Raw genomic sequence first — 22,851 nt, 5'->3', positions numbered from 1 at the left:
GGTGACGTCCCTTCGCTAGTGCGAGCTAGAGCAGGTTCCACGGGTGTCTCTCAGCCGTTGTGGTCGGCACCCCGCGTCGTGGGCAGCATATCGCCGTCAGGGGTGGGGGTTGGTGTGCGTGGAGGCATCGGGTAGAGGCGGGTGTTTGTCTGGGGCGTTCTCAGGTGATGGCCGTACGGTCGGTGGATCGGGTTGTGCACAGGAGGGGTGTTGTGGTTGCTGGTGTTGCTGTGGTGGTGGGGTCGGGGCCTAATGGGTTGGCTGCTGCGGTGCATTTGGCGCGCAGTGGTTTGGAGGTGAGGGTGTTTGAGGCCGCATCGGTGCCGGGGGGTTCGGTGCGTTCGGTGCCGTTGTTTGGGCAGGGGTCGGTGGTGGATGTGGGAGCTGCGGCGCATCCGTTTGGTGTATCTAGCCCCTTTTTTCGGGGGTGTGGTTTGGATAAGCATGGGTTGAGGTGGTTGCATGCGCCGGTTCCGTTGGCGCATCCGTTGGTGGGTCGTCCAGCGGTGGTGTTGCAGCGTTCGTTGGGGCAGACGGCCGATGAGTTGGGCCGTGATGGGGTGGCGTGGCGGCGGCTTTTAGGGCCGTCGGTGCGTGGATGGGATCAGGTGGTGGAGTCGTTTTTGGGGCCGGTAGCGCGGGTGCCGAGGTATCCGGTAACTATGGCTGGGTTTGGGGTTCGGGGGGTGTGGCCGGCGACGTTGTTGGGGCGCTCGCTGTTTTCTGGTGTGCAGGCTCGGGCGTTGTTTGCTGGCAGTGCGGCTCATGCGTTTGTGCCGTTGCATAGGGCGTGTACGTCGGCGTTTGGGGTGGTGTTGTCGGCGGCGGGGCATGCGGTGGGGTGGCCGGTGGCTGAGGGTGGTTCGGGTGCGATTACGGCGGCGTTGGTTGCTGAGTTGGAGTCTTTAGGTGGTCAGGTGGTGACGGGGTGTCAGGTGGTGGATGTGCGGCAGGTGGGGGATGCGGATGTGGTGATGTTGGATGTGGGGCCGTGGGCTGCGGTGCGTTTGCTGGGGGATCGGATGCCTTCGCGGGTGCGGCGGGCGTTGTTGCGGTGGCGGTATGGGGCTGCGGCGTACAAGGTGGATTATTTGTTGGACGGTGCTGTTCCGTGGGCTGATTCGCGGGTTGGTGGGGCTGGGACGGTGCATGTTGGTGGGACGTTGGAGGAGATTGCGTGGGCTGAGGATCAGGTGGCGGCGGGTCGGGTGCCGCAGCGTCCGTTTGTGGTGGTGTGTCAGCAGGGTGTTGCGGATGGTTTGCGTGCACCGGAGGGCAGACAGGTCGTGTATGCGTATGCGCATGTGCCTTCGGGGGCTGATGGGCCTGGTGTTGGGCAGTTGATTGATGCGCAGATAGAGCGGTTTGCGCCGGGGTTTCGGGATCGGGTGGTGACGAGGGTGGAGTCGGGGCCTAGTGCGTTGTCGGCGGCGAATCTCAATGTGGTGGGGGGTGACATTGTTGGTGGTGCTGCGTCGGGGTTGCAGGCGGTGTTTCGGCCGCGGGTGACGTTGCGGCCTTATGAGGTGGGTGTTCCTGGTGTGTATTTGTGTTCGTCGTCGACCCCGCCGGGTGGTGGGGTGCACGGTATGTGTGGGTTTTACGCGGCGGAGGCAGCGTTGCGTGACCTCCGCCGCCGGTGATGTTGGTTAGGTGAGTTCGATGATGACGGGTGCGTGGTCGCTTGCGCCTTTGCCTTTGCGTTCGTCGCGGTCGATGTAGGCGTGGGTGACGCGGTTGGCTAGGGCGGGGGAGGCGAGTCCGAAGTCGATGCGCATGCCTTGGCGTTTGGGGAAGCGTAGTGATGTGTAGTCCCAGTAGGTGTAGATACCGGGACCGGGGGTGTGGGGGCGGACGACGTCGGTGAAGCCGGTGTCGATCATTGCTTGGAATGCTTCGCGTTCGGGGATGGTGACGTGGGTTTTTCCTTCGAAGAAAGACATGTCCCAGACGTCTTCGTCGGTGGGGGCGACGTTCCAGTCTCCGGTAAGGAGGATCTGGGCGTTGGGGTCGTTGGTGAGCCAGTTTTCGCCGTTGTTGCGTAGGGCGCGCATCCAGTCGAGTTTGTATGTGTAGTGGGGGTGGTCGATTTCGCGGCCGTTGGGTATGTAGAGGGACCAGACGCGGATTCCGCAGCAGGTGGCCCCGATGGCGCGGGCTTCAGCGACGGGGTCGGGTTCGCCCCAGGTGGGCATGCCGTCGAATCCGATTTGTATGTCTTCGAGGCCGACGCGGGAGAGGATGGCCACGCCGTTCCATTGGTTGATCCCGTGGTGGGCGACGTCGTACCCGGCTGCCCGGATGGGGTCGGCGGGGAAGGCTTCGTCTTTGACTTTGGTTTCTTGCACGGCCAAGACGTCGATGTCGTTGCGTTCGAGCATGGCGACGAGTCGGTCCATGCGGGCGCGGATGGAGTTGATGTTCCAGAAAGCGATACGCACGGGATCCACCCTAGGCTGGTGGGGTGGATCTTGGTGTTGGGGCGCGGTGGTGTGGGGTTTATCCGCCGAGTACGGCGCGGGTGACGTCGGTTTGGTTGTGTAAGAGGGCGGCGATGGCTTGTTGTGCGGTGTTGATGCGTTCCACGGCGGCGGATACCTCGTCGAGGGTGCTGCTGACGTTGGCGGCGTCTGATTGGATGCGGCCGACTTTGAGGTTGACTTCGTCTGTGGCGCCGGAGGTTTCGTGAGCGAGTTCTTTGACTTCGCTTGCGACGACGGCGAAGCCTTTTCCTGCTTCTCCGGCGCGGGCGGCTTCGATGGTGGCGTTGAGGGCCAGCAGGTTGGTTTGCTCGGCGATGGCGGTGATGGTTTTGACGACGGCGCCGATTTCGGTGGAGCTGGTGTCGAGTTCTTTGATGATGCGCCCGGCGTCGGTGGTGATGCGGGCTGCTTCGTCGGCGATGGTGCGTGCTGAGTGGACTTCTTTTTCAACTTCAGCGATGGAGTCGAGTAGGTGTGTTGCTGCTTCGGAGATGCGTTGGGTGCCGCGGATGCGTTCGACTGCGTGGGAGACGAGGAATGCTGTGTTGCGTAGGGCTTCGCGGCGGGTGTCGGTGAGGTCGATTGTGCGGGTGGCGAAGAAGTCCATGGTGCCAACTACTTTGTTGTCGACGACGATGGGCAGGCAGACCCCGGAGCGGACGCCGGCTCGTTGGGCGGCGGGGGCGCGGACGCAGTCGGTGACTTGGCCTAGGTCGGGTTCGTAGACGAGGTTGTTACTTGCCCAGGTGCGTCCGGCGACTCCTACTCCTTTGGCGAAGGTGGAGTTGTGGGTGACTTGGCGGAATTCTTCGCCAGCGTCGCCGGATTCTATGACGAAGCGCAGTACGTTTTCTTTTTCGTCGAGTCCCCAGAAGGATCCGTATTCCCAGTTAAATTCGCGTCGAATGGTGTCGAGGGCTACTTGGATTGCTGTGGATTCTTCAGCGGTTTGGGTGACTTCGCGCAGGACGGAGTTCACGGCGTTGGCGCTTTGGGCTTGTTCTTGGCTGATGGCGGAGTAACGAATTCGTTCGAGCGCGGTGGAGAGCAGGTCGCCGATGCAGGTGAGCAGTTCGATGCGGCGTTCGGTGATAATCCAGGGCGTGTAGGCGAAGAATGACAAGACCCCGTAGATGCGGCCTTGGTGGCTGATGGGCAGCCCGATATGGGTGGCGCCGAGGGGGGCGCTGGGGCCGAAGAAGTGGCGCAGAATGGTTGCTCCGTTTTCTTCGATGATGATTTCGCGTCGTTCCCAGGCACGTCCGAGCACTCCTTCGCCTTTGGCGAGGGTGAGTTTTTCCCCGGGGGGCGGTTCGATGGAGGGGTCGCGGTGTGAGGAGCCATCCATGATGAGTTTGTTGGTGTCGTGATCGACGCGCCAGACGCTGGATAGGTCCCAGCCGAGGGCGCAGCATGCGGCGTTGATTGCTGCGCAGGCTGCTTGTTCATATCCGTGGGAGGTCGCCAGAGCTGTCATCACGGTTCGGAGAACTGCGATTTCGTCGTCCTGGGGTGGCGGGTTCTCAGTGACCTGTGGAGGTTTGTTGAAGAGCGCGCGCATTCTTCCTCGTTCCGGGAGAGGTTCTTTGAGGTCCTTTCGGTCGTGGTGGTTGTCCTCTGAGGGATACTGGGGGAGTGGAACGGAGTTTATGTGCGGTGGGTAAGTGGGCTCTGTGATGTTTTCTTTAGGGCGAGTTTCTCTGTCGGGCGTTGATTTTGTGGTGGTAGATCCGATTATTTTCGGCGCCGTTTGGTCGATGTGAGCAGTGACTGCCGCGCCTATTGCTAGAGCAAGGGGCCAGGCGGTGGGTGTAACACGGGACGATCCGTGTTTGGGACTCACGCATCGGAGATGTTGACATGGCGTTCTCAACTGACGCTGTAGGTCGAGCGCAAAAAACGAATCGTCGTCGTGGGGTGCGGCCAAGAATTTTGCTGGTGGGAGCAATTGGCGTCATTGGTGCTTTGCTTTTATCGATGACTTCGTTGGTGGCGTTGAATAATGTCACTGCTGCCTCACAAACGATGTCTAAAGCAGCGTTGGCGCGCGTTGTTGCGTGGCGAACTGCTCAGGCGCTTTCGGAGTTGAATGGCCAGCAGAACGGGTATGTCATTGAGGCTTTGCCTACTGAGGCCCCGCCGGTAAGCGATACGGCTGGTTCACGAAAGGCTTACGTCAAAGCCGTAGAACAGATGGACCAGGTGTTGACGCAGGCTGATCAGGTTTTTGATGACCCCACCCAGCAGGAACTGCTGGGCAAAGTCAAGAACGCTTACGGCGACTGGAAGAACAATGACGCCAAGGTTGTTTCTGCGCTGTTGTTGAAAACGGCTGCTGGCAACAAAGAAGCCAGTGCTCTGGCCACTAATCAGGCTGGCAAGATCATGGATGAGCTTCGGGTTTCTTCGGACAAAATGAACGAGCTTGCTAAGCAGAATTTTGAAGAAGCGCAGGCGGCTGTGCTCAGTGCGCGTACTTCTGCGATATGGGTGGGGCTGCTGGTTCTTGCTGTTGTGGCGCTAGTAGTCGGTGTTCTGGCTATGCGGATCAGTGGGTCGATTATTGCTTCGGTGCAAGGGGTGCTGGCCTCGGTGGAAGCGATTCGTCGTCGGGACTTGAGCGTGCCTAGCGTTCGTAAAACGAATGATGAGTTGGGCGACATGGCTGAGGCGATCGAAGAGACACGTTTGTCTTTGCGTGAGGTGATGTCGCGGGTGGCGGATGCATCGAGTTCGGTCGCGGCTGCTTCTGAGGAGTTGACTGCTACTGCCTCGCAGGTGCGTTCGTCATCGGAGGTGTCTTCGCGCCAGGCGGGGGTGGCTGCTCAGTCAGCGGCTTCGGTTTCTGAAAGTGTGGGGACTGTTGCTGCAGGTACGGAGGAGATGACAGCCTCTATCCGCGAGATCGCTCAAAATACGACGGATGCTGCAGCTGTTGCTGCTTCAGCTGTGCAGGTAGCTGACCAGACCAACGCTACAGTCGCCAAACTTGGTGAGTCGAGTCTGGAGATTGGTGAGGTTATTAAGACCATCACGAGTATTGCTGAGCAAACGAACCTCCTGGCGCTCAATGCCACGATTGAGGCAGCCCGTGCTGGTGAAGCCGGTAAGGGCTTTGCTGTGGTTGCTAATGAGGTGAAAGATCTGGCTCAAGAAACAAGCCGGGCCACGGATGATATTGGGCGCCGTGTTGAGCAAATCCAGCTAGATACCCAGGCCGCAGTGTCTGCGATTGCTGAGATCAGCGGAATTATTGCCTCCATTAATGACACGCAGTCCACGATCGCTTCGGCTGTAGAGGAGCAAACGGCGACCACGAATGAGATGAGTCGTTCTGCCTCGGAAGCGGCTGCGGGGACCAGTGAGATCTCTTCGGGGATCCAAGAGGTATCGGCTGCTGCTGAAGACACCAATGAGGCGGTTTCTTCGACGGTGCAGGCGGCGGAGGAGCTTTCTCGCCGGGCGACGGAGCTGCAGCAGTTGGTGGATGGCTTCACCATCTGAGGTTGCTCTTGGCTTGAGCAATGCGCCATAGCGAACGTCGCAGCAGAGAGTGCTCTCTGCTGCGACGTTCGCTATGTAGGTAGGTGGGGGTGATCTCGCACGTACGCTGATCGGTATGACCGAGAACTCTTCAAGCCATGGCGACCTGCCTGCTGTGAATCTCCCCGCAGAGGCCGCGCAGGCGCGGGCAGAACTGTTGGACCTCATCAAAGAGAAGGCAATTGTCTGGGGCAAGGTGACGTTGTCTTCGGGCAAAGAGGCCGATTATTACGTTGATCTGCGTCGAATCACCTTGGATTCGCAGGCTGCTCCGTTGGTGGGCGCGGTGATGCTGGACTTGACCTCGCAGCTGGACTTCGATGCGGTCGGTGGGCTGACGATGGGTGCTGATCCGGTGGCGACGGCAATGCTTCATGCTGGGGCCCACCGCGGTATTCGGCGGGATGCTTTTGTGGTCCGTAAAGCAGAGAAAACGCACGGTTTGCAGCAGCGTATTGAGGGGCCTTCGATTGCCGGTCGTAAGGTGCTCGTAGTAGAAGACACCTCTACAACGGGTGGTTCACCGTTGACAGCGGTGGAGGCAGTCCGTGAAGCCGGTGCTGAGGTTGTTGGCGTTGCTGTTATCGCTGATCGTTCTTCTGGTGCCGCTGAACGAATTACAAAAGAGGCGGGCGTTCCGTACTTCTACGCGTATGGCCTTGAGGACCTCGGCTTGGCCTGAGATCGGCCTCGGTGAACAGCGTTCTCTCTCGGTAGGATGAGGTGAGCAAACTCGCAGGCTGCAACGCGATTGTGTTGTGGCCTGCGCTGGTATTGCGCGTTGCCTGTCACACACCGAATTCAAGGGGAGTTGCCCATGGTTGTCCTTCTTCTACTCATCCTCATCGTGGTGGGGGTTGTCGTGTATGGAATCTCGACCAACAACAAGTTGATGCAGGCACGCAACTTGACTGAGGAGTCGTGGCGCCAGATCGATGTCGAGCTCAAGCGTCGGCATGATCTCATCCCCAACCTGGTTGAGACGGTGAAGGGATACGCCGCTCACGAGGGCGACACGCTGCAGCAGGTTATTGAGGCTCGTAACAAAGCTGTCAGTGCTGGTCCTTCGGCTGGTCAGGCTACGCAGGCTGAGGGTGAACTCTCCTCGGCTCTGGGGCGTTTGATGAGCATCAGTGAGGCGTACCCGGATCTGAAGGCGAACAACAACTTCACCGAACTGCAGCGTGAACTCTCTGCCACTGAAGACCGGATCGCTTCGGGGCGTCGCTACTACAACGCCACGGTGCGTGACTTGAACACGATGGTTGATTCTTTCCCCTCGAGCTTCTTCGCTAAGCGGGCTGGCGTGGCCAAGGCGGACTACTTCGAGGCGGAGACGGCTGCGAAGAACGCCCCGACGATCAACTTTGGTCAAGGCGGAGGCACGATTGCTGGCCCAGGTCAGGGAGGGCCAGCTGCTGCGCAGCCGGCACCGCAACCTCCGGCCGTGGGGACTCAGCAGCCGGGACAGCTTTCCGGGTATGACCCCAGCCAGGGTCTAGGGCAGAACTACACGCCGAGCCCAATTCAGGACAAGCGCCCAGGCGAGCAGTGATTCGGTAACACGTTTTCTGGCGCGGGGTGACTCACCAACGGTGAGCCACCCCGCGCCAGTGTGAGTGCATGGTGTGGGTTGAGCAGATGAGGAGGGCAGCATGAGTTCGGATGATGCGCGTGGAGTTGGGGTGGGGCCGTGGCCTGGTGGTGAGGTGGCATGGCCTCGAGATGCTGAAGGTGAGGTGGCCTGGCCGTATGACGCCGAGCTCCTCGCTGACGGGGATCGCCGGAATGTGCTTGATCGGTACAGGTATTGGCGGCATGAGGCAGTGGTCGCTGATTTGGATTCACGGCGCCATGGATTGCATGTAGCTGTGGAGAACTGGGAGCACGATTTCAATATCGGTTCGGTGATTCGCACTGCGAATGCGATGAATGTGGCGGCGTTCCATATTGTTGGCCGGCGTCGTTGGAACCGGCGGGGGGCGATGGTGACGGACCGGTACCAGCATGAGTTTCATCATGGTGATGTGGCGGCGCTGCAGCAGTGGGCGGCTCAGCAGCCAGATGGAGCCGGGGGTGTGGGGATTCCGCTTATTGGAATCGACAATGTTCCGGGGTCGGTGCCGATTGAGACGTACTCGTTGCCGCAGCGGTGTGTGATGTTGTTTGGGCAAGAAGGGCCTGGTTTGACGGATGCGGCTGTGTCGGCGTGTGACGTCATCTTGGATATCGCCCAATTCGGTTCTACCCGTTCGATGAACGCCGGAGCTGCGGCAGCGATTGCCATGCATGCCTGGGTCAGGGCGCATGTGTTTGGGCAGTCGGTGGGTGGGTGAGGTTCGCCACGATTGGCGGTAGTGCGTGCACGTCGCTGCGTGACAGACAGTGGGAGTGCCAGAAAGGTTCTGGTGGTCGGCTCTAGGATGGTTGGAGTCAACACTCGACTGCAAGGAGAGTCACGTGCCCATCGCAACCCCGGACGTATACGCGGAGATGCTCGACAAGGCTAAGGCAGGCTCCTTCGCCTACCCAGCCATCAACGTCTCGTCTTCTCAGACTTTGAATGCTGCTATCCGAGGCTTTGCCGAGGCTGGTTCGGACGGCATCATCCAGGTCTCCACGGGTGGTTCGGAGTACTTCTCCGGCCCGACGATCAAGCACATGGTGACGGGTTCGTTGGCGATGGCTGCGTTCGCGCAGGAGGTCGCTAAGAACTACGACGTCAACATTGCGTTGCACACCGACCACTGCCCCAAGAACAAGCTGGATGGCTTTGTGCGTCCGCTGCTTGAGGCTTCCACGGAGAAGGTGAAGAAGGACGGTCTTCCGTACTTCCAGTCGCACATGTGGGATGGTTCGGCTGTTCTGCTGGAAGAAAACCTGCAGATCGCGCAGGAACTGTTGGAGAAGGCTGCTGCTGCACGGGTCATCCTTGAGGTGGAGATCGGTGTCGTTGGTGGTGAAGAAGATGGCGTTGTTGGTGAAATCAACGACAAGCTGTACACCACCCCTGAAGACGCGATTGCCACGGTTGAAGCGTTGGGCTTGGGTGAGAAGGGCCGTTACATGGCTGCGCTCACGTTCGGCAACGTGCACGGCGTTTACAAGCCTGGCAACGTCAAGCTCCGCCCGGAAATTTTGAAGCAGGCTCAGGACGCTATCGTCGCCAAGTTTGGTGACGCCCAAGGCGACAAGCCGCTGGACTTGGTGTTCCACGGCGGGTCGGGCTCCACTGAGCAGGAGATTTCCGATGCAGTGGATTACGGCGTTGTGAAGATGAATGTTGACACTGACACTCAGTACGCGTTCACTCGCCCGATTGCTGGCTGGATGATGAGCAACTACGAGGGTGTTCTGAAGATTGACGGTGAGGTTGGCAACAAGAAGCAGTACGACCCGCGTGCGTGGGGTAAGGCTGCTGAAGAGGGTATGGCCGCCCGCGTTGTTGAGGCGTGTGAAAACCTGCGTAGCGCAGGTAAGTCGCTTAAGTGAGGTGACGCGGAGTTAACGGTTGTTTTCTCCGCATGCTGCAGTGGGCCGTGAGATTCCTTCGTGAAGGGATTCTCACGGCCCACTTTTGATGTCGTTATTGGCGTTCGTTAATGGTCGATTTTTACGCCGGTTACGGCTTGGCGAGTTCCGGCGTCAACTTTGGCTGGGTCAACAGTAAGAGTGACGCGGCGGCCGCTCTCACTGGAGTAGCTGCACATGTCGTCTTCGCAGGCAGTGCGCAAGAGGGCGCCTTTAGGGGAGCTAGAGGTGAGTTTGTCGACTACTCCTGCGGTGGCGTAGGTGTTCATAGCGCCTTTGTCGCCAGCATTCCACGCCTGAATGAGGGATTCTGTGTAGTCCCCTGCCGAGGTGGGTAGCGTGCCGATCTGGGTGTTGGCTCGTCCGCTGTTTTTGGCAGAGCCTTGCGCGCTGCGAAGGTCGTCAGCTGGGTGAGTGTGCTGTGTGGGGCTGGCGGTGCTGGTTTTGGTTGCCGTGGTTGGGGCAGGCGTGGGGACGGCAGGCGCACTGGTTGATGCCGAAGGGGTTGAAGTGGAGGCTACGTTCTGGGTGCCTGCCTGATTGCTGCATGCGGAGAGCGCGGCCAGGGCGGTGGCCGCAACAGCGATCACTGCGCCTGTAGACAGTTGGCGTTTCATGATCATCTTCTTCCTTGCTCGGCGGGGCCGGTTGGCTTCTCTCCTGATCGGCTGTGAGAGGGGATTTCTCAGGTAACTGTGTGCGCTTGGTGTGATCGGGTATTGAAGCCGGTGAGTAGTGGTCAGGTCTTGACCACGCAATAGGTAACAAACTCAGAGTAGAAGGGAAAAAGTGATCGTCCATTTATTCACCCCCCTTGAAACCATATTGTTTTCACATTGTTGCTTTTCTTCATCGCTGTTAGGGGGAGAGTGAGTGACTGCTGCAGGTGGTGCTTGGGGCGTTTTCGTGGGTGTCAGCGTCGATCGTGTTCATTCCTGAGCGTGTGTCTCACACGGTAGGGTTGAGCATCGCGAGTGCACGCATATGTGCGCTTGTCGCTGTGGCTTTGTAAGGCTCGCGCTGTCCTCCTCGCCTTGGGTGGGGGAGTTGAACGGCGCAGGCGCCCGCCAGCAGCCTGACCACGGGTGGCCCAGCGTTTGTAGCCATGTGGCTGAGTTCGGTCAGGAGATGAGAGACGTGAGGAGAGTGGCCCGATGCCTGCAATTGTGCTGATCGGTGCCCAATGGGGTGACGAGGGTAAAGGCAAGGCCACCGATCTGCTCGGTGACCGCACCGATGTGGTTGTGAAGTTTAACGGTGGCAACAATGCAGGCCACACGGTGGTGATTGGCAAAGAGAAATATGCGCTGCACCTTCTTCCCAGCGGGATTCTGTCTGAAGGTGTGACGCCGATCATCGGTAACGGTGTCGTGGTGTCTTTGCCTGTGTTGTTCGAAGAGCTCGATGCGTTGAATGCGCGCGGTGTGGATACATCGCTATTGAAGGTCTCAGCGAATGCGCACGTGATTCCTTCTTACAACGTCACCTTGGACAAGGTGAATGAACGCTTCTTGGGTAGCCGAAAGATCGGCACAACTGGTCGAGGTATTGGCCCGTCGTACGCGGACAAGATGAGCCGGGTCGGTATCCGTGTCCAGGATTTGTATGACGAGTCGATTCTGCGGCAAAAAGTAGAGGCCGCACTCGTTATCAAGAACCAAACATTGGTGAAGATTTACAACCGCCGCGCGATCGAAGTTGAACAGGTTGTGCAGGAGTTGTTGAGCTATGCCGAGCGTCTGCGCCCGATGGTCTGTGACACTTCCCTGGTGATCGCGCAGGCGTTAGATGAGGGTAAGACGGTGGTCTGTGAAGCAGGACAGGCCACGATGCTCGATGTCGATCACGGCACATACCCCTATGTGACAAGTTCGAACGCGACAGCTGGTGGCGCATGCACCGGCGCGGGGTTGCCTCCTACGCGCGTGGATCGTGTGGTTGCCGTGATTAAGGCGTTCACGACTCGTGTGGGCGAAGGCCCGTTCCCCACGGAGCTGCATGACGAGGTCGGGGACCGGCTACGCATCATCGGCGGTGAGTTCGGTACCACCACCGGGCGCCCCCGCCGGATCGGGTGGCAGGACGCAGTAGTAGGCCGCTACGCCCAACGCATCAATGGCGTCACCGACTTTGTGATGACCAAACTGGACAACTTGTCCGAGTTCGACGAGATCCCTGTCTGCGTTGCCTACGAGGTTGACGGAGTACGGATGGACGAGATGCCAGCCAGCCAGTCGGACTTCCACCACGCAACACCCGTCTACGAGGTTCTTCCGGGTTGGAAGTCTGATATCAGTGGCGCTCGCACGTTCGAGGAGTTGCCGAAGAACTGCCAGGACTACGTCCTCTTCGTTGAGAAGCAGATCGGTGCTCGTATTTCTGTTATCGGTGTGGGCCCGGGCCGTGATGAGGTCATCGTCCGCCACGATCTGATCTAAGAAGGAGCGCATCCGTGGCACGCAGCAATTCCACAAACACCCCTGAAATCGGGGATTGGGTTGACCGCCTCGCTGATGAGGTCATCGAGACCGCTACCGCACGTAAGCCCGGTGAGAAGATCGTATGTGCTTCTGGGCTTAGCCCATCGGGCCCCATTCACCTGGGCAACCTGCGTGAAGTGATGGTGCCGCACCTGGTGGCAGATGAGATCCGCCGCCGTGGCTACGACGTCGAGCACATCATTAGCTGGGACGACTACGACCGCTACCGCAAGGTGCCGTTCGGTGTTGAAGGCATTGACGAGTCGTGGGCTGAGCACATAGGTAAACCGTTGACCAGTGTTCCTGCCCCCCGAGGCAGCCAGTACCCGAACTGGGCTGAACACTTTAAAGCAGCGATGACCGAATCGCTGGGCCACTTGGGTGTGCAGTTCCGTGGCATCAGCCAGACAGCTCAGTACACCTCGGGGGTGTATGTCGAGGCCATCCTGCATGCAATGGAGCACCGCGCTGAGATCGACGCGGTCTTGGCTCGATACCGCACCAAAGTTGACCCGCAAGCCGCAGCTGAGGTCGCCCGCGCTGAGGGAGCAGACGAGGCTGAAGTAACAGCGGTGGAGGGTTCTGGCGCCGCTAGCGAGGATGACGGTTCTGGTGCGGGAGACTACTACCCGTTCAAGCCGTACAGCTTGGCTTTCGGTACCGACAACACGCAGGTCACCAGCTATGACCCACAGAGCACGCTCCTGACGTACATCGCTACTGGCCCCAATGGGGAACAAGTCGAAGAGAGCATGCACCTCAACACGGACTTCCGCGGCAAGCTTGTCTGGAAGGTCGATTGGCCCATGCGGTGGGCGCACGAGGGCGTCGATTTTGAACCCTCAGGTGTTGATCACCAGAGCCCGGGATCGTCGTGGGTAGTGGGTAAGGACATCGCGCCAATTTTCGGTGCGCAGCGTCCGATTGGCCCGATGTACGCGTTCGTCGGTATTGCCGGTATGGCCAAGATGAGCTCTTCCAAAGGTGGCGTGCCCACCCCGGCAGATGCACTCAGCATCATGGAACCGCAGCTGTTGCGGTGGATGTATGCCCGTCGTAAACCGAATCAGTCTTTCCAGGTCGCTTTCGACGCCGAAATTCAGCGTCTGTACGACGAGTGGGATGCGCTTGGCCGCAAAATCGGCACAGACAAAGCCCAGCCCGGCGATTTGTCGGTATACAAGCGATCCATCGGCACAGCAGCTGGCGAACTACCCCGCACAGAACGCCCCTTGCCGTACCGAGCGATTGCTTCCACAGCGGACATCACCGGGGGTAATCCCGAGCAGATGCAGCGCATCCTTGGAGCGATGATTGCTTCTGGCGAGCCGGAGCTAGGCTCCCTGGAGGAGCTGCAGCCGCGGTTGAGCAAAGCTATGAAATGGGTCGAAACCCAGATGGCTCCAGAAGATCGCACCCAGGTGCGCAGCGAACCCGACACCGAGCTGCTTACCTCGCTTGATGAAGCACAGCGTGAGTCGTTGGCCCTGCTCGCAGACAAGCTCGAAGAGGACTGGTCTTTGGAGGGGCTGACCACGCTTGTCTATGGGGTCCCGAAGTTGCAGGCGGGGCTACCAATTCATGAGAAAAAGCTCCCGCCTGAGGTCAAGGCAGCGCAGCGCTCGCTGTTCGCGCTTTTGTACCGCCTGCTGATTGGCAGGGAGACAGGACCACGCCTACCGACGTTGTTGCTCATCGTGGGTCCAGAGAAAATCCGCACTCTCATAGGGCACTAACCTTTTAGGCTGAAATACATGAGCGCAGGCGTAGAACGTGCATCCGGTGAGCAGCGCGAGTGAGAGCGACGTAGAGCACCCGTTCGCCGCCAGGAGATTCGGTGACGATTCCGTCTGGATCTACGACGATGGTGGCGTCGTATTCGAGGCCTTTAGTGGTCATGGCATCGAGGATTTGCACTCGACGAGCCACACTGGCCTCGTCAGTGAGAGTGTTTTCTTCTAGCGCGGTGGTCAGCGCCGATGCCCAAGTGCTCGGCGTGATAACAGCGATCGAACCGTCCACTTCGCTTCCCAGTTGTGTAATGGCTTGAGCCACTGCACTGATAACGGTGGTGGTGTCTTCCTCAGGACTGGTTGTTTCAAGTGATCGCTGTACCGGCTCAATGCCAGTGATCCGGACGGCGTTGGGGATGTCTGCATCAGGCATCACCTCACGGATCAGTTCAGCGGCGACATCGAATATTTCTTTGGCATTGCGGTAGTTCGTTGTCATGTGGAAGTGGCGGCGGGGCCCAGTGCCGAAGGCTTCTTCTTGGGCAGACTGCGCCTCCTGCGCATCTGGCCAGGACGCTTGTGCTGCGTCACCGACAACGGTCCAACTCGCCCAGCGACCTCGTCGTCCGATCATTTTCCACTGCATGGGGGAGATGTCTTGGGCTTCGTCGATAAGGACGTGAGCGAACTCATCGACAGCACCAATACGTCCTTGCAAGAGGATGTCGCGTCGGTCTTCAGGGGTCAGGCAGGCAGCGTCTCGGGCTGTGCGCTCGCGGTAGGGGGATTCATTCGAGGTGGTGTAGGCACGTAGTTGTCCGGCAGCGACGGCTTCTGCTTCGGCATCTTCGAGAAGTTCTACTTCGTAGAAGCCGCGTTCGGTGTCATCTTTTTCGGGGACGAGTCCGATTTTGGGGGAGATTGCGTCGATGAGGGCGATGTCGGCGACGGACCAGGTAGCGGTGTCTAGTGCGGTTTGGATTGATTCGGTGTAGGCGTGGAGTTCTTCGGCGGTGAACAAGTCATGGCCGTAGCGGTGGGCACGTTCTGGGTCCCCGGTCCAAAGCAACACTTCGCGTGGGTCGATGGGGCGCCACCACGTTTCGAGGAAGGTGTCGACGTCACCGTTTTCGTTGAAGCGTTCGTTGAAGTCTTCGCGCTCGCCTTCGCGTACCTGTTCCCAGGCGAGCTGGTTTAGGGCTAGGCGTGCTTGACGAGCTGAGGTGTTGCGTTGGCTGCGTTTGAGGATGGTGGCGCGCAGGCGGTCGAGCTCGTCCTTTTCGATGCGGATTGGGTGTCCGGCAACGAAGGTGCGTAGTTGAGTGGGGGCTTGGGGGATGCTGTCGCGGACGGCGCGGTTGAGGAAGGTTGCCATTTTGCTGGAGCCTTTGACATGGGCGGCAATGGCGCTGTCTAGGCGGGTGGCGGAGAGGGTTTCGTTGACGTCGCCGAGGGATCGTAAGGAGACGGAGTTTTCGCCCAGTGAAGGCAGGACGCGTTCGATGTAGGCGGTGTATGCGGCTGAGGGGCCGATGACGAGGACGCCGCCGCCTTCGTATTTGCGGCGGTCGGAGTAGAGGAGGTAGGCGGCGCGGTGGAGGGCAACGACGGTTTTTCCAGTGCCGGGACCTCCGGTGATGCTGGTGACGCCTCGGGCTGCGGCACGGATGGCTTCGTCTTGGTGGGCTTGGATGGTGGCGACAATGTCGCGCATGCCTCCGGTGCGGGAGCGGCTGAGGGCGGCTAGGAGGGCGCCTTCGCCCAGGACAGGCATGTTTTCGGGGGGTTGGGTGACCATGAGGTCGTCCTCGGCGCCGATGATGGTGCGTCCGCGGCTGCGTAGGACGCGGCGGCGGACGACTTGCATGGGGTCGGTGGGGGTGGCGCGGTAGAAGGGGGCTGCTGCGGGGGCGCGCCAGTCGATGACGAGGGCTTCGTAGTCGTTGTCGCGTACGCCTAGTCGACCGATGTAGCGGATTTCGTGGTCGTTGTCGTTGATAGGGGCGCCGGGGTCGCGAGGTTCGTCGTCTGTGGGTTCCTTGGGCATGGAGTGGTCCATGTCTAGGCGCCCGAAGACGAGGCCTTCGTCTTGGCGTTCGAGGTTGGCGCGTCGGCGTCCTGCGTTGTAGACGAGAGCGTCTCGTTCGAAGAGGCCGGCTACTTCTTCGTCGCGGATGTCTCCGGTGCGGTCGGTGCGTCCGCGTGACATTCCTTCGGTGGCGACGAGATCGGCGCGGGTGCGTGCGGCGTCGAGGTGTGCGTACACATTGTCGACGTAGGCCTGTTCGGTGGCCAGTTCGTTGTGGAGGATGTCGTCGGTTGCGCCGTTTTCGCGTTGGTTCACGTGACCGCCTGTCGCTGTGAGCTGTGGGGGTGGAGAGTGCTTCGCGCGGGATGTGTTGTGTCCGCGTGAGAGCGAAGGGGGTCAAGTTTAGGGGGTTAGATCCAGCCGCGGCGAGCGGCTTGAGCGCCAGCTTGGAATCGTGTTGTGGCGCCAAGGTGGGTGAAGAGGTTGTGGACGCGGCGTTCGATGGTGCGCACGGATTGGCCGGTGATTTCGGCGATGGTGGTGTCGGTGGCGCCGGAGGCTAGGAGGGCCAGGATGCGATGGGTGTTGGGGTCGAGGTTGGGGGCTCCGCGCGATGGTGCGGGTAGGGCGAGGGACCAGAAGGTGTCGAAGAGGGAGTGGCAGGCGAGGATGCGGCGGTGGTTGCGGATGAGGAGGGAGTTGGTGGTGTGGTCGTCGTAGGTGGATAGATCTAGTAGGGCGAGGTCGTTGTCGGCGATGATCACGGTAATGGGGATGCGGTCGAGGATGCGGATGGCGTCGTGGCGGTTGCCGCTGTGTTGGAGGGTGTTGAGGGTTTTGGGGTAGGTGAGGATGGAGGGTTCGAAGATGAGTTGGGTGATGCGGTGGGTGGGTCGGGTGGGGGTTGGATGGGGGTGGGGAAAGTAGCGGCTGGTGTTGGCGGCGTTGTCGAACAGTCCGATGATGTGTCGTCGTGCGGTGGTGAAGATGTGATTGGCGATGAGGGTGATTTCGTCGGGGTGGGCCAGGGGGACTTCTGGGGTGGGGTGTTCGAGTATGTCGTTGAGGGTTCGGGGGCGGGTGGGTGTGGGGTTCATGGTTTCCATTGTGGTGGTGCGTTTTTGAGGTTGGGCGGTGTTTGGTGGAGCGGGAGGCCGTCTACGCTGGGGGCGTGAAGATCCTGATCCTGGGTACGGGGGCGCGGGAAGCCGCGCTCGTTCGCGCGTTGTCGGCTGATGCGTCGGTTGATGCTTTGCATGTCGCTCCGGGTAATCCGGGGATGGAGGCGCTGGCTATGCGTCATCCGTTGCCGGGTGGGTTGAGCGATGTTGCGGGTATGGCTGAGTTGGCGTCTGAGTTGGACGTGGATTTGGTTGTGGTGGGGCCTGAGGTGCCGTTGGTGGCTGGTGTCGCCGATGCGGTGCGTGCTGCGGGGATTGCCTGTTTTGGTCCGGATGCGCAGGCGGCTCATCTTGAAGGTAGTAAGGCTTTCGCTAAGGATGTGATGGCTGCTGCTGGAGTGCCGACGGCAGGGGCACGGGTGTGCGCTTCTGTTGCTGAGGTGGAGGCGGCGTTTGATGTTTTTGGTGCGCCGTATGTGGTCAAGGATGACGGTTTGGCTGCGGGTAAGGGGGTGGTGGTTTCTTCGGATCGTGATGTGGCGCTTGAGCATGCGCGTGCGTGTGTGCAGGTTGAGGGCGGCCGGGTTGTGGTTGAAGAGTTCCTTGATGGCCCGGAGGCGTCGCTGTTCTGTTTGTGTGACGGCGTGAATGTGGTGCCGTTGGAGCCTGCTCAGGATTTCAAGCGGGCGTACGACAACGATGAGGGCCCGAACACTGGTGGTATGGGTGCTTATTCGCCGTTGCCGTGGGCGCCTGCGGGGCTGGTGGATGAGGTAGTGGCGCAGGTAGCGCAGCCAACGGTTGATGAGATGGCGCGTCGTGGCACTCCTTTTGTGGGGTTGCTGTATGTAGGGCTTGCGTTGACCAGTAATGGCACACGGGTGGTGGAGTTCAATGCTCGTTTCGGTGATCCGGAGACGCAGGTGGTGTTGGCGCGGTTGGCGACGCCGTTGGCGGGTGTATTGATGGCGGCGGCCACGGGACGTCTGGGTGAGATGGAGCCGTTGCGGTGGCGTTCGGAGTCTGCTGTCACTGTGGTTGTGGCGGCGGAGAAATACCCGGCTTCTCCGGTGACGGGGGATGTGATTGAGGGGCTCGATTCTTCGGTGTTTGCAGAGGCTGGGGAGTTTGGGCCGTATGTGTTGCATGCGGGTACTGCTGCTGGTGAGGGTGGTGTTGTTTCGGCAGGTGGCCGTGTGTTGAGCGTTGTTGGTTTGGGTCAGGATCTGGCAGCTGCGCGTGATGTTGCGTATGCCGGTGTTGAGTCGATTGGGTTGCGGGGTGGGCATCACCGCAGCGACATCGCTGTTGCCGCAATTGAGGGTCGTGTGATGGCTGGTGGCGCTGATGCTGCTAGCGCAGGATTGGAGAGCTGAGCAGGTATGGGTGCTTACACGCCGGGAACGGCTTTGGATGGTTTCACGCACGTGTATTCGGGCAAGGTGCGTGATCTGTATGCGCCGTTGGATCCGGTGACGGGTGAGCCGCGGTCGGATCAAGTGTTGCTTGTTGCCTCGGACCGTATTTCGGCATTCGATTACGTGTTGGATAGCGATATCCCTGACAAGGGTCGAGTGTTGACACAGATGTCGCTGTGGTGGTTTGAGCAGTTCGCTGATGTAGTTCCTAACCATGTAATTTCTACCGATGTGCCTGAGCAAGTGCAGGGTCGGGCTGTGTTGGTCAAGCGTCTGGAGATGTTGCCGGTGGAGTGCATCGGTCGGGCGTATCTGACAGGCGGTGGTTTGGCGGAGTATGAGCAGGTGGGCAGCGTGTGTGGTGTGGCGTTGCCTGATGGTTTGGGTGAGGCATCGAAGTTGCCGGAGCCGATTTTCACGCCGACGACCAAGGCTCCGTTGGGTGAGCATGACGCGCCGATGACGTTCTCGCAGGTGCAGGAGGAGATCGGTGAGGCGTTGGCTGAGAAGGTCCGTGATTTGACTGTCGCGATTGTTAAGCGTGGCAACGAGATTGCGGGGGAGAGGGGCATCCTTGTGGCGGATACCAAGGTGGAGTTTGGTGTCGAGGGTGTGGATGCTGATGGGGTTCCGAATGTGATTTTGGCCGATGAGCTTTTGACGCCGGACTCCTCGCGCTTTTGGCGGGCTCAGGAGTGGGCACCGGGGCAGGTGCAGAAGTCCTATGACAAGCAGTTTGTGCGGGATTGGTTGCTGTCACCGGACAGTGGCTGGGGTCGCCGTAGTGGTCAGGCTCCTCCGGCTTTGCCGGAGGAGGTCGTTGAGGCAACGCGGGCTACGTATGTAGCTGCTTATGAGGCGTTGACGGGCGTTACGTTCGTGTGAGTGTGATGTCTTCGCTGTGATGGCGGGCGGTTTAACTTCGTTGTTATTGGGGTTAAACCGCCCGCCATACTGATGGGGTAGGTGGTTCGGGGGAGGGGGCGTCTTCGTGTGCCCCGATGGGCGCAGCGGTGGCGCTCAGACGGCGGGTGTCTTCTTCTCCGCGCATCCCGGTGGGGAATGAGGCGCGCAGGATGCGGCGGCGTAGTTCTTCTTCGGGTAACGCAACTGCTGAAGCAACGATCACCACATTGCCGAATCGGCGTCCGCGGAGTACGTCATGGGTGCTGATCATGACGGCATGGCTTAGACCGGCGCTGGCAGCGGTGGCGACCATGCGGGCTGCGTAGGCCAAGCCGGGTTTGTCGGGCACGTTGAATGCTGCGAGTCCGTCGCTGCGCAGTACTCGCGCAATCTGATCCCAGAACGTAGATGTTGCCAATGGTGCCGGGATGCGTCCGGCGGCGAAGGCGTCGACGACGAGTAAATCTGCGCTGTCATCGGCCAGAGCGGTGATGCCATCTTGTCCGAGCTGTTCTCTCACGCGGATGCGGTGCCCGCGGGGCAAGGGGAGCTCTTCGCGGATTCGTGCGGTGACGTCTGATCGGGGCTCGAGCACGATCTGGGGGGAACCGGGTCGGGTGTATTCGATGTAGCGGGGCAGGGTGAGGCCTGCGCCGCCGATGTGCGTGGTGGTGATTTTCCCGATGGGCAACACATCGACTACGGCGGCGAGTTGCTGCATGTATTCGAAGGGGATGAGGCCAGGGTCAGCAGTGTGGACGTAGGACTGGGGGAACCCATCGATCATGACGGTGATTCCGCCGAGTTCGTCGGGGATGAGTTCGAAGGTGTCGCTGGTTTCTGTGCCTGGCTCGGTAGTGCGGTCGAGCACGTCGGTGCGGGAGGGGGCCAAGGTGGTGTTTGTGCGGGCTGTGGCCTGGGTTGATGTGAGTCGTGCGCCGCGGCGTGTGGAACGTCTGCCCATCACTGCATCGTACGCCGCGCAGCTTGGGAAGCCCTGAACAGTGTTCGCGTGCCGGGCGGGTTGGTGGAGGATGAGGGGTGTCCGTGTCGATGGCCGTCACGGGGTGCTGTGCATATGGAGGGGTTGGTATGGGGCGTCGGGTAGGTCCGGTCGTTGGGCATGAAGCATTGGTGAAGTGGCGTGATCAGGTGGGGCAGGCTGGGGCGCTGCAGCAGGAGTGCCCTGTGCAGGTGAGTAGGTCAGTGGTGGCGACGGCGGTGCGGTATTCCTTAGAGGAGCTTGGCCAGCGGCATCCTGGGCACAGTGTGGAGGTGCGGGTGCCGCCGTTTGGGGTGGTGCAGTGTGTGCAGGGGCCTCGGCATACACGGGGAGTTCCTCCGAATGTGGTGGAAATGGATGCGCAGACGTGGCTAGGGCTGGTGGTGGGGCAGCTGTCGTGGGAGCAAATGTGCGCCGCGGGGCGTGTGTCGGCTTCGGGTGAGCGTTCTGACTTGTCGGGGATGCTGCCGTTGTTTACTTGATGGCTAGTAGGTGCATTGACGGGGGTGTTGTATGTAAGTCCAGCAGTGGCGGAGCGTCGGTTGGCGGGTCCTGAATTGGGCTGCGGGGCCACGTAGGCTGGGGGCGTGAATGCTGAGCAGACTCCACCTACTGATGATAAGTCCACTGATGCCTCCGGTCAGCCTGTGCCTCAACCGGTGACTGCCTCGCGACAAGATCCGATGATTACTGCTCGGATGCGTGTTCGCAGGTCACCGCGGTATGGCCGGTTTATTGGTGTGGGGTTTATCTGCGGGATGCTGATTGGTCTTCTTCTTGATTTCTATGCCCCTATCTGGACTGGCGGGGCTTCGGGCGGGGCGGTGCAGTACAGCGATACCTCAATGACGATGTTCGTTGTCGCCGTGATTGGTCTTGTTGGTGCTTTCCTGGGGTGCGTGCTGGCTTTGGCTCTTGACCGTAAGGGCTGAAGGGCGCGGATCTGCCCACGAAGAAATTGCCCGCCGTCGTGCCTGTGACAGACTGAACACGTGCATCGCGGTGACGGACGACTGAACCACAACCTTCTCGACGACGACCACGGCCCTGCGGACCACTGCGGCGTCTTCGGTGTTTGGGCCCCGGGGGAGGAGGTCGCCAAGCTGACCTACTTCGGCCTGTATGCCTTGCAGCACCGTGGCCAGGAGTCTGCTGGTATCGCTGCCAGTAATGGCAAGCGCATGCTGGTTTACAAAGACATGGGACTGGTTAGCCAGGTTTTTGACGAGAACAGTCTCAGCTTGCTGACTGGTCACATCGCTATCGGTCATACCCGCTATTCCACGACGGGGGCTAGCCGCTGGGAGAACGCCCAGCCCACTTTGGGAGATGCTGGTCAGGGCACGGTGGCGCTGGCGCATAACGGCAACCTCATTAACTCGGCGGAGCTTCGTGAGGCCGTGCAGGAGCTTTCGGGTGGGGCTCATCGCGGTGAGCTGAAGCAGGGGAACACCACGGATACGGCGTTGGTGACGGCGTTGTTGTCGCACAGCGAAGGTGCGTCTTTGGAAGAGCGTGCGTTGAAAGTGTTGCCGCTGCTTCGGGGTGCTTACTGCTTCGTATTCATGGACGAGAACACGTTGTATGCGGCACGTGATCCGCAGGGTGTGCGTCCGCTTGTGTTGGGGCGTTTGGAACGCGGCTGGGTGGTTGCCAGCGAAACCGCGGCTTTGGACATCGTCGGTGCCAGCCACGTGCGCGAGATTGAGCCTGGTGAGTTTTTGTCCATTGGTCCCGATGGTTTACACAGCACGCGTTTTGCTGATCCGGCTCCGGCTCGATGTGTTTTCGAATATGTGTATCTGGCTCGCCCGGACACAACTATCCACGGCCGTAATGTCTACACGTCTCGGGTGGAGATGGGGCGGGCGCTGGCGCGTGAGCACCCAGTCGAGGCTGACATGGTGATGGCTACGCCAGAGTCGGGGGTGCCTTCAGCTATTGGGTACGCCCAGGAATCAGGGATTCCGTATGGCAACGGGCTTGTGAAGAACGCGTATGTGGGGCGTACGTTTATCGCTCCTAGCCAGACCATCCGCCAGTTGGGTATTCGTTTGAAGCTCAATCCGCTGCGTGAGGTGATCGCTGGTAAGCGGCTCGTGGTGGTGGATGACTCAATTGTGCGGGGGAATACGCAGCGTGCCCTGGTGCGGATGCTCCGTGAGGCCGGTGCAGCTGAGGTGCATGTGCGTATTTCTTCTCCGCCAGTGAAGTGGCCTTGCTATTACGGCATTGACTTCGCTACTCGTGCTGAGCTCATCGCTAATGGGCTTGATGTGGATGAGATCTGCGCAAGTATCGGTGCTGACTCGCTTGGATTTATCAGTGATGAGGGCATGATCGCGGCTACTGAGCAGGAAGTAAGCACCCTGTGCACGGCGTGCTTCTCGGGTAGCTATCCGATCGAGCTGCCTGAGCCAGGAGACCTAGGCAAGTCTGTGCTTGAGCAGAAGGGTCTGCGCCCTGCTATTGATGCCGAGGCCGATTCGGGCCTGCTTGATGCACAGCTTACTGAGGTGCGTCATGGCGGTACGGGTCGTGTTGTTTCTCCTGATGCGCCGTCGGCTCACGCCCCTGCTGGCAGCGACCACTGACCCTCGTAAG

At 60.1% G+C, this 22,851-nt stretch carries 19 protein-coding genes and 1 riboswitch; of the genes, 13 read left to right on the top strand and 6 right to left on the bottom strand.

Features of this window, described 5'->3' with window-relative positions:
* Nucleotides 1-84: riboswitch (TPP riboswitch) on the bottom strand. This riboswitch is flagged as partial in the annotation.
* Between the two features lie 83 nt (nucleotides 85-167).
* A complete protein-coding gene (locus tag CKV89_RS11510; protein WP_084440889.1) occupies nucleotides 168-1,643 on the top strand; it encodes a phytoene desaturase family protein in 1,476 nt (491 codons plus the stop codon).
* A 6-nt stretch (nucleotides 1,644-1,649) separates the two neighbouring features.
* Here the strand turns inward: CKV89_RS11510 and CKV89_RS11505 are convergent, their stop codons facing one another.
* Together CKV89_RS11505 and CKV89_RS12585 are read right to left on the bottom strand one after the other, a co-directional pair.
* Complete coding sequence (locus CKV89_RS11505; RefSeq protein ID WP_028326794.1) at nucleotides 1,650-2,441, bottom strand: exodeoxyribonuclease III; 792 nt, start codon at nucleotides 2,439-2,441, stop codon at nucleotides 1,650-1,652.
* Nucleotides 2,442-2,499: 58 nt separating this feature from the next.
* Nucleotides 2,500-4,044, bottom strand: a complete 1,545-nt coding sequence (locus CKV89_RS12585) for a GAF domain-containing protein (RefSeq protein ID WP_051277232.1) — start codon at nucleotides 4,042-4,044, stop codon at nucleotides 2,500-2,502.
* Nucleotides 4,045-4,343: 299 nt separating this feature from the next.
* Between CKV89_RS12585 and CKV89_RS11495 the strand changes: the two genes are divergently transcribed.
* From CKV89_RS11495 to fbaA, 5 genes are all read left to right on the top strand, one after another.
* Entirely contained in the window at nucleotides 4,344-5,987 is a 1,644-nt protein-coding gene (locus CKV89_RS11495) for a methyl-accepting chemotaxis protein (RefSeq protein WP_028326793.1), read from the top strand.
* A gap of 115 nt (nucleotides 5,988-6,102) precedes the next feature.
* A complete protein-coding gene (gene pyrE, locus CKV89_RS11490) occupies nucleotides 6,103-6,708 on the top strand; it encodes an orotate phosphoribosyltransferase (protein ID WP_084440888.1) in 606 nt (201 codons plus the stop codon).
* Between the two features lie 135 nt (nucleotides 6,709-6,843).
* Nucleotides 6,844-7,581, top strand: a complete 738-nt coding sequence (locus tag CKV89_RS11485) for a LemA family protein (protein WP_028326791.1) — start codon at nucleotides 6,844-6,846, stop codon at nucleotides 7,579-7,581.
* A gap of 100 nt (nucleotides 7,582-7,681) precedes the next feature.
* Complete coding sequence (locus tag CKV89_RS11480) at nucleotides 7,682-8,362, top strand: TrmH family RNA methyltransferase (RefSeq protein ID WP_028326790.1); 681 nt, start codon at nucleotides 7,682-7,684, stop codon at nucleotides 8,360-8,362.
* A 124-nt stretch (nucleotides 8,363-8,486) separates the two neighbouring features.
* A complete protein-coding gene (gene fbaA, locus CKV89_RS11475) occupies nucleotides 8,487-9,518 on the top strand; it encodes a class II fructose-bisphosphate aldolase (protein ID WP_028326789.1) in 1,032 nt (343 codons plus the stop codon).
* 107 nt (nucleotides 9,519-9,625) lie between these two features.
* Here fbaA and CKV89_RS11470 read toward each other — a convergent pair whose 3' ends face one another.
* A complete protein-coding gene (locus CKV89_RS11470; RefSeq protein ID WP_154657595.1) occupies nucleotides 9,626-10,174 on the bottom strand; it encodes a hypothetical protein in 549 nt (182 codons plus the stop codon).
* Nucleotides 10,175-10,711: 537 nt separating this feature from the next.
* Between CKV89_RS11470 and CKV89_RS11465 the strand changes: the two genes are divergently transcribed.
* Nucleotides 10,712-11,995, top strand: coding sequence for an adenylosuccinate synthase (locus CKV89_RS11465; RefSeq protein ID WP_028326787.1), 1,284 nt, complete (start codon nucleotides 10,712-10,714; stop codon nucleotides 11,993-11,995).
* 14 nt (nucleotides 11,996-12,009) lie between these two features.
* Nucleotides 12,010-13,773, top strand: a complete 1,764-nt coding sequence (gene lysS / locus CKV89_RS11460) for a lysine--tRNA ligase (protein ID WP_051277230.1) — start codon at nucleotides 12,010-12,012, stop codon at nucleotides 13,771-13,773.
* 4 nt (nucleotides 13,774-13,777) lie between these two features.
* On the opposite strand, the gene CKV89_RS11455 is transcribed toward lysS, so the two are convergent.
* Together CKV89_RS11455 and CKV89_RS11450 are read right to left on the bottom strand one after the other, a co-directional pair.
* A complete protein-coding gene (locus CKV89_RS11455; protein WP_028326785.1) occupies nucleotides 13,778-16,114 on the bottom strand; it encodes a HelD family protein in 2,337 nt (778 codons plus the stop codon).
* 95 nt (nucleotides 16,115-16,209) lie between these two features.
* The gene (locus CKV89_RS11450; protein ID WP_154657594.1) at nucleotides 16,210-16,896 is read right to left on the bottom strand and encodes a helix-turn-helix transcriptional regulator; all 687 of its coding nucleotides are present in this window, start codon (nucleotides 16,894-16,896) and stop codon (nucleotides 16,210-16,212) included.
* A 74-nt stretch (nucleotides 16,897-16,970) separates the two neighbouring features.
* On the opposite strand from CKV89_RS11450, the gene purD reads away from it, so the two are divergent.
* Both purD and CKV89_RS11440 read left to right on the top strand, forming a co-directional pair.
* Nucleotides 16,971-18,296 (top strand): phosphoribosylamine--glycine ligase, encoded by a 1,326-nt coding sequence (purD, locus tag CKV89_RS11445; RefSeq protein WP_084440942.1) that lies wholly within the window; start codon nucleotides 16,971-16,973, stop codon nucleotides 18,294-18,296.
* Between the two features lie 6 nt (nucleotides 18,297-18,302).
* The gene (locus CKV89_RS11440; RefSeq protein WP_034400450.1) at nucleotides 18,303-19,223 is read left to right on the top strand and encodes a phosphoribosylaminoimidazolesuccinocarboxamide synthase; all 921 of its coding nucleotides are present in this window, start codon (nucleotides 18,303-18,305) and stop codon (nucleotides 19,221-19,223) included.
* A 52-nt stretch (nucleotides 19,224-19,275) separates the two neighbouring features.
* Here the strand turns inward: CKV89_RS11440 and CKV89_RS11435 are convergent, their stop codons facing one another.
* Nucleotides 19,276-20,208: a spermidine synthase gene (locus CKV89_RS11435; protein WP_169714606.1), complete on the bottom strand. Its 933-nt coding sequence runs from the start codon at nucleotides 20,206-20,208 to the stop codon at nucleotides 19,276-19,278.
* A 128-nt stretch (nucleotides 20,209-20,336) separates the two neighbouring features.
* Between CKV89_RS11435 and CKV89_RS11430 the strand changes: the two genes are divergently transcribed.
* From CKV89_RS11430 to purF, 3 genes are all read left to right on the top strand, one after another.
* Entirely contained in the window at nucleotides 20,337-20,729 is a 393-nt protein-coding gene (locus CKV89_RS11430; RefSeq protein WP_084440887.1) for a sterol carrier family protein, read from the top strand.
* A gap of 105 nt (nucleotides 20,730-20,834) precedes the next feature.
* A complete protein-coding gene (locus tag CKV89_RS11425; RefSeq protein WP_154657593.1) occupies nucleotides 20,835-21,179 on the top strand; it encodes a magnesium transporter in 345 nt (114 codons plus the stop codon).
* A 60-nt stretch (nucleotides 21,180-21,239) separates the two neighbouring features.
* Complete coding sequence (gene purF, locus CKV89_RS11420; RefSeq protein WP_084440886.1) at nucleotides 21,240-22,841, top strand: amidophosphoribosyltransferase; 1,602 nt, start codon at nucleotides 21,240-21,242, stop codon at nucleotides 22,839-22,841.
* Nucleotides 22,842-22,851: the final 10 nt, after the last annotated feature.

Origin of the sequence: Dermatophilus congolensis, assembly GCF_900187045.1 — a bacterium.
GTDB lineage: Bacteria > Actinomycetota > Actinomycetes > Actinomycetales > Dermatophilaceae > Dermatophilus > Dermatophilus congolensis.
The sequence above is the reverse complement of the archived record's forward strand: the minus strand, read 5'-3'. Positions and strand labels throughout refer to the sequence as shown.